Raw genomic sequence first — 5,631 nt, forward strand, 5'->3', positions numbered from 1 at the left:
GCGGGCGCCACCGGACAGGGCGGCGGACTCGGCCTGGTGGACGACCGGGGCGGCCAGAACCGTTGTGGTGGCGGCCAATCCGCCCGCCACGAGGACAGCGCTCAGTACCGCGACCTTCACGGCCGCGGGGAGTTTCTTCAACATCGTTGTTGTTCTCCAAGGCGAATCGGGACAGGGCCTAGCCTTTGACCGCTCCCTCGAGCGCACCGCTCTGCAGGAACAGCCGTTGGAACACCAGGAAGAGCGCCACGGGGATGACCGACGAGATGGCGAGCGCGGCGAGGAACACGTCGAGCTCGACGTAGCGCTGCAACGCGGGCAACCGCACCGACAGCGGCTGCACCGCCGGGTCGGGCAGCACCAGCAGCGGCCAGAGGAAGTCCTTCCAGCTGGCCACGACGGCGAACACCGACACCACGCCCAGGATCGGGCGCGACGGCGGCAGGACCACCGACCAGAACACCCGCACCGGACCGGCGCCGTCGACCCGTGCGGCCTCCAGCACCTCGCGCGGCAGGTTCGCGAAGAACCGTTGCACCAGGACGACGTTGAACGCGCTGGCGCCCGCGGGCAGCCACACCGCCCAGAACGTGTTGATCATCCCGCTGCGCACGACCGTCAGGTACAGCGGCACCAGCAGCACGATCGACGGGACGAACAGCGTCCCCAGCACGACGGCCGTGACGAGCTTGCCGTAGCGAGGCCGCAGGATCGCCAGCGCGTAGCCGGCCGTGGTCGCCACGACGAGCTGCACCAGCCACGACCCGGCGGCGATCACCACGGTGTTGAGGAAGTACCTGTCGATCTCCACCCGCGTCCACGCCGTGGCGAGGTTGGCCAGGTCGAAGCCGCTCGGGAAGAGCGACAGCGGCGTGCGCAACGTGTCCTGGGTGGGCGTGACGGCGGCCTTCGCGAGCCACAGCACCGGTCCGAGACCGGTGAGCAGCAACGCGCCCAGCAACAGGGCCTGCACCAGGCGCACCGTCCGGCGGACCGCCGGCGTGCCCCACTCCGACGGCGAGATCAGCCCGCGTGTCACGAGGCGCTCCAGGACTTGGTCACCCGCAGGTAGAGGGCCGAGAGCACGGCCAGCACCACGGCGAGCATGATGCTCAGAGCGGTGGCGGCGCCGTAGTCACCGCCGAGACTGCTGGCGAAGGCGTAGTCGTAGATCAGCAACAGGATGGTCATGGTCGAGTTGGCGGGACCGCCGCCGGTGAACAGGAACGGTTCGAGGAACACCTGCGCCGTGCCGATGATCTGCAGGATGAACGTCACCAGCAGCACCCCGCGCAACCGCGGCAGCGTGACGTGCCAGATCTTGCGCCAGATGCCGGCGCCGTCGATCTCGGCGGCCTCGTACTGCTCGGCGGGCACCCCGGCCAGCGCGGCCAGATAGATGATCACGGTGCCGCCGGCCGCGGCCCAGGTCGCCTCCAGCACCAGCGCGGGCATGGCGCTGCCGGGGTCCTGCAGCCACTGCCACGGCCCCAGGCCGGCCCAGCCCAGCACGGTGTTGAACACGCCGGACGGACTGGCGTCGTAGAAGAACTTCCACAGCAGCACCGCCACCACGGGCGGCACGACCACCGGCAGGTAGGCCAGCGCGCTGAAGAGGCCCTTGCGCTGCCGGACCTCGCTGATCAGCACGGCGGCGACCAGCGGGATCGGGTACCCGAACACCAGTGCCAGCACCGCGAACCACAGCGTGTTGCGCACGGCCGTCCACGGGAGGGGGTCGCCGAGCACCTGGGCGAAGTTGTCGAGGCCGACGAACGTGACCGGCCCGACGAGGTTCGTGCGCTGGAAGCTCATCACGACCGACTGCACGATCGGCGCCCACGAGAACACCCCGAACACCACCAGCAGCGGCACCAGGAACAGCAGGGTGGTCAGCCCGCCGCGCCGGACCCACGTGACCGGCGAGCGGCGGCGCCGGGGAGCGCGCGGTGGCGGCGGGACGGCCGCCACCGCGCGGACAGGGGACTGGACGGCCACCGGTCAGCCCCGGCCCATCGTGGCCTGCGCGTCGGCGTCGGCCTTGGCGAGCAGCGCGGCGACGTCGGCGCCCCGGTCGGTGAGCAACGTCTGCACCGTCGTGTCCAGGATCTTGTAGACCTCCTGGGTGGACCTGGTGGGCTCGGTGACCAGCGGCTGGTCGAACATCCTGTCGGTGTAGGGCTTCATCTGGCCCAGCGGCACGTTCACGTACTGCTTGACCCACTCCTGCTGCTTGTCGTAGGTGGCGCGGTCCACCACCGGCAGCGCGGGCACGCCGACGGGCTGTTTGGTGTCGGCCAGCGTCTTCGCGTCGGCCACCGCCGCGTCCTGGTTCGTGAGCTTGCCCATGTAGTAGAAGTCGATCCACTTCACGGCGGCGTCCTTGCCGAGCTCACCGGTGCCGGAGCTGACGACGGCGAGCGTCCCGCCGCCGAGCACACCCGCGTCGGGCTTGCTCGCGAGAGGCAGCGCCGCCACGCCGTAGTCGGCGGGCTTGAGTCCGTTCTGGGTGACCAGGTTGCCGTAGTTGCCGCCGCCCGAGACGTACATCCCGATGCGGCCGGCGGCGAAGTCCTGGTTGATGCCCGCCCAGTCGTAGAGGAAGTTGGCGCCCATCGAGTTGTCGTCCCAGCGCATCGCCCGCAGCGTGGTGAGGACCTCGGTCATCTCCGGGGAGTCGACGGTCGCCTCGGCGGTGTCACCGTTGAGCTTCTCGGTGCGCCCGCCGAACGCGTAGTCGAGCGTGGTGAGGATCCACCCGCCGGTGTTGCCCTGGGTCATCTGCGCGTAGCCGGCCTGCCCGGTGCGTTCGGAGATCTGCCTGGCGGCGCTGCGGATCTCCGCCCACGTGGCCGGCGGCTTGTCCGGATCGAGCCCGGCCTGCGTGAACAGCGTGCGGTTGTAGTGCAGCGCCTGCCCGTAGGCGGCGATCGGCATCGCCCACTGCTTGCCGTCGGCGGACTGCCCCGCCTTGGCGACGACCGGGTTGAGCGACGACGCGTACGGCAGCCCGGCGACCCGGCCGCTGATGTCGGCGATCTGCCTGCGCTCGATGAGCCCGCGACCGTCGGTGAACGGCACGGTCAGCACGTCCGGCGCCGTCCCGCCCGCGAGCTGCGCGGTGAACGTCGCCGCCGTCCAGGTGTACTCCTGCGGCTTGACGTCGACGTCCGGGTTGGCCTTCTCGAAGTCGGCGACGCGGGCGTTGAACGCCTCGATCGCCTTCGGCTCGAGGCCCGCGTCCATCGCGACGGTGAGGACGACCTTGCCGTCGGCGTTGAGCTCGTCGCCGGGGCTGGAACCGCACGCGGTGAGGACCAGGGGCAGGACCAGCGCGGCGGCTGTCAGACGGTAAGACTTCATTGTCTCTCCAGGGGAACTACGCGCGCAGCCACGCGGCGGCGTCGGTGGGCAGGCGGGTGCCGTCGAGCGGGGCGGCGGTGGGTGGGGCGCTGGTCAGCAGCACCTCCTGGTGTGGCGGCAGCGGCAGCGGGTCGGGCCCGAAGTTCACCACGCAGACCACGTCGTCGCGGCGGAACGCGATCGCGTCCGGGCCCAGGTCGAGCCAGTCGAAGGACTCCCCGCGCAACCCGGCCTCGGCGCGACGCAGCCCGAGCGCGGCCCGGTACAGCGAGAGCATCGACCCCGCATCGTCCTGCTGGGCCTCCACCGACAGCTCTCCCCACCCGGCGGGCTGCGGCAACCAGGGCGGTTCCCCGTGCTCGGGCCCGAAGCCGTACGACCGGCCTTCGCGCGTCCACGGCAACGGCACGCGGCACCCGTCGCGTCCGGGGTCGACGCCCTCGGACCGGAAGTGCATCGGGTCCTGCAGCACCTCCAGCGGCAGGTCCTCCACCTCGGGCAACCCCAGCTCGTCACCCTGGTACAGGTAGAGCGCGCCGGGCAGCGCCGCGGTCAGCAACGCCGCCGCCCGTGCCCGCCGCTCCCCCAGCTCCTGGTCGGTCGGCTCGCCGAACCGCTTGGCCAGGAACGAGAACGACGTCGAGGCACGGCCGTAGCGGGTCACCGGACGGGTCACGTCGTGGTTGGACAGCACCCACGTCGCGGGCGCGCCCACCGGGGCATGGGCGTCCAAAGTGGACTGGATCGAGTCGCGCAGCTCCTTGGCGTCCCAGGGGCGGCCCATGAAGTCGAAGTTGAACGCCGAGTGCATCTCGTCGGGACGCAGGTAGCGGGCGAAGCGCTTCCGGTCGTCCAGCCACACCTCGCCGACCAGCACGCGGGGCTCGTCGTAGGAGTCGGCGACGGCGCGCCAGCCGCGGTAGATGTCGTGCAGCTCGTCGCGGTCGACGAACGGGTGCTCGCCCGCGGCGCAGGTCTCCGGCACCTCGGGCAGCGCGGGGTCCTTGACCGGCATGGACGCCGAGTCGACGCGGATGCCCGCCACACCGCGGTCGAACCAGAACCGCAGCACCTCCTCGTGCTCACGTCGCACGTCGGGGTGGTTCCAGTTCAGGTCGGGCTGCTCCGGCGCGAACAGGTGCAGGTACCACTGGCCGTCGGGAACACGGGTCCAGGTGCCGCCCGCGAAGCTCGACCGCCAGTTCGTCGGTGGCAGCTCGCCGTGCTCGCCCCGGCCCTCGCGGAACCAGAACCGTGCGCGCTCGGGCGATCCGGGACCGGCGGCCAACGCCTCCCGGAACCAGGCGTGGTCGCTGGAGACGTGGTTCGGCACCACGTCCACGATCGTGCGGATGCCCAGCGCGGCCGCGTCGGTGATGAGCGCCTCGGCGTCGGCCAGCGTGCCGAAGGCGGGGTCGATCGCGCGGTAGTCGGCCACGTCGTAGCCGCCGTCGGCCATCGGCGAGAGGTACCAGGGCGTGAACCAGACGGCGTCCACCCCCAGGTCGCGCAGGTGGCCCAGCCGGGCGCGCACGCCGGCGAGGTCACCGGTCCCGTCGCCGCCCGCGTCGGCGAAGCTGCGCGGGTAGATCTGGTAGATCACCGCGCCACGCCACCAGGGCGGTGGCAGGTCCGTCGTCACGACGTTACTCCCTCTTCTCGAGTCCAGACGCGCCACAACCTGCCGATCGTCGCTGATCAGATTAGGTTTAGCGCTACATCTGCGTGATGTGGAAAGCTAGCCCTCGGCACGGAAGGTGTCAACGACGGAATTCGGAGGAGCAGCTCTTGCGGGTCACCTTGAAGGACATCGCTGAGGCGGCGGGCGTCAGCGTGATGACCGTGTCCAACGTGATCAACGGCAAGAGCGCACGGGTCTCGACCGAGACCGTCGAGCGCGTGCGCCGGATCATCGACGAACGGGGCTACGTGCCGAGCGCGTCGGCCCGCAGCCTCGCCGCCAACCAGTCCCGGCTGGTCGGACTCCTGGTGCCCGCGGCCGACGAGGACAGCCTCGCGATCAGCCCGCACAACATCGCGATCATCGGCCAGATAGAGCGCAGACTCCGCAAACGCGGCTACCACCTGCTGCTGCGCGGCGTCGCCGACACCTCGGAGATCGGCGAGGCACTGCGGTCGTGGAGCCTCGACGGCGCGGTACTGCTGGGTTTCCTGGACGAGGAGGTCGCCGACCTGAGCCGCCAGGTCACCGGTGCCACACCGGTCCTCGCGATCGACAGCTACGCACCGAACCCGCTCACCACGGGC

The 5,631-nt window shown here is 70.8% G+C and carries 5 protein-coding genes; 1 reads left to right on the plus strand and 4 read right to left on the minus strand.

Going from position 1 to position 5,631, the window contains the following annotated elements:
* Positions 1 to 178 precede the first annotated feature (178 nt).
* From VF330_RS11305 to VF330_RS11320, 4 genes are read right to left on the minus strand one after another with little or no spacing between them, the layout of a single operon-like run.
* Entirely contained in the window at positions 179 to 1,039 is an 861-nt protein-coding gene (locus tag VF330_RS11305; RefSeq protein WP_330851491.1) for a carbohydrate ABC transporter permease, read from the minus strand.
* Positions 1,036 to 1,998: a sugar ABC transporter permease gene (locus VF330_RS11310; protein WP_330851492.1), complete on the minus strand. Its 963-nt coding sequence runs from the start codon at positions 1,996 to 1,998 to the stop codon at positions 1,036 to 1,038. The genes VF330_RS11305 and VF330_RS11310 overlap by 4 nt, the downstream gene beginning before the upstream one ends.
* Before the next feature lie 3 nt (positions 1,999 to 2,001).
* On the minus strand, positions 2,002 to 3,363 hold the full coding sequence (locus tag VF330_RS11315; protein WP_330851493.1) for an ABC transporter substrate-binding protein: 1,362 nt from the start codon (positions 3,361 to 3,363) through the stop codon (positions 2,002 to 2,004).
* Positions 3,364 to 3,379: 16 nt separating this feature from the next.
* On the minus strand, positions 3,380 to 5,005 hold the full coding sequence (locus VF330_RS11320) for a glycoside hydrolase family 13 protein (RefSeq protein WP_330851494.1): 1,626 nt from the start codon (positions 5,003 to 5,005) through the stop codon (positions 3,380 to 3,382).
* A 146-nt stretch (positions 5,006 to 5,151) separates the two neighbouring features.
* Here VF330_RS11320 and VF330_RS11325 point away from each other — a divergent pair.
* Positions 5,152 to 5,631: LacI family DNA-binding transcriptional regulator (locus VF330_RS11325; protein WP_330851495.1), on the plus strand; the 480-nt coding region annotated here is incomplete at its 3' end.

It is taken from the genome of Lentzea sp. (genome assembly GCF_036380075.1).
In the GTDB taxonomy this organism is placed as follows: Bacteria; Actinomycetota; Actinomycetes; order Mycobacteriales; family Pseudonocardiaceae; genus Lentzea.